We start from the raw sequence: 1293 nt of genomic DNA, 5'->3' as shown, positions 1-1293 counted from the left end.
TGACCTGCCCCCCGAAACTTCCCTCACCTTAATGTAGAGTTTGCTCAACGTTTCGAAGGAGCAAACAGATGCGAAAGAGTCGTTTCACGGAAGCCCAGATAGTCGGGATGATCAAAGAACAGGAAGCTGGGATGCCAACTGCAGAGGTGTGCCGCAAGCATGGCCTCAGCCAAGGGACGTTCTATAAGTTCAAATCCAAGTATGGCGGCATGGAAGTTTCTGATGCTGCCAAGCTGAAGTCGCTGGAAGATGAGAATGCCAAGCTCAAGCGCCTGCTGGCCGACACTATGCTGGACAATGTTGTGTTGAAGGATCTTCTGGGAAAGAGCTGACGACACCGACCGAGCGGCGAGCGGCAGCGCTTCTTGCAATGCGGGATCATGATATCTCGCAGCGCAGGGCCTGCCGTCTTGTCGGTGTTGATCCCAAAACCCTCCGGCGTGAACGCCCGCCGGACAGTCCAGAGATCAGAGCAGAGATGAAGGCGGTCGCAGCCAAGCGCCGCAGGTTTGGCTATCGCCGGATCGGGGTGATGCTTGAGCGCAAAGGAATGATCATGAACCACAAGAAGCTGTAACGGCTGTATACGGAGGAAAAGCTTGGGGTCAGGCGGCGAAAGGGCCGGAAACGGGCCCGTGGCTCACGGACACCGATGCCCGAGGCCCTGAGACCCGGCGAACGCTGGTCGCTGGACTTTCTGTCAGATACCTTTGGCGCGTCTCGTAAATTCCGCATTCTGGCAGTGAATGACGATTGCTGTCGGGAGAACCTATGCCTGATGGCCGACACTTCCATATCCGGTGCACGTGTCGTACGCGAACTGGATGCGCTTGTTCGCATTTACGGCAAGCCCGCCAGCATTGTCAGCGACAATGGAACGGAGTTCACCAGCCGAGCGATCCTAAAATGGGCGAACGATAATTGCGTGGACTGGTATTACATCGACCCAGGTAAGCCCCAGCAGAACGCCTTCATCGAGTCGTTCAACGGCAGCCTGCGTGATGAACTGCTGAATGAGGAGTTGTTCGATAGTCTGGATGACGCCCGCCGTAAGCTGGCCCTATGGCGATACGACTACAACCACGTCAGACCCCATTCATCGCTGGCGAACAAAACACCCGCAGAAGCGCGTCGAGCGCTTGAGCAATTTGAAGGCTCCGCGCACGACCACTGCCAGACAGTTGTTTGTGAAGTAAACAACGAGAGAGCGCTTGCCCAAACCGACGACCAAGAATATGAAAACCAGACCCGCAGACTCTCGTTATGAATGAGGGAGCCTCGGGGCGCAGGTCA

1 pseudogene is annotated in these 1293 nt (G+C 56.1%); it reads left to right on the top strand.

Annotation, left to right across the window (positions count from 1 at the left end):
* Window positions 1-68: 68 nt before the first annotated feature.
* Window positions 69-1267: pseudogene (locus RUM8411_RS22380) on the top strand (IS3 family transposase).
* Window positions 1268-1293: the final 26 nt, after the last annotated feature.

The sequence above is a fragment of the Ruegeria meonggei genome, assembly GCF_900172215.1.
In the GTDB taxonomy this organism is placed as follows: domain Bacteria; phylum Pseudomonadota; class Alphaproteobacteria; order Rhodobacterales; family Rhodobacteraceae; genus Ruegeria; species Ruegeria meonggei.
The sequence above is the reverse complement of the archived record's forward strand: the minus strand, read 5'-3'. Positions and strand labels throughout refer to the sequence as shown.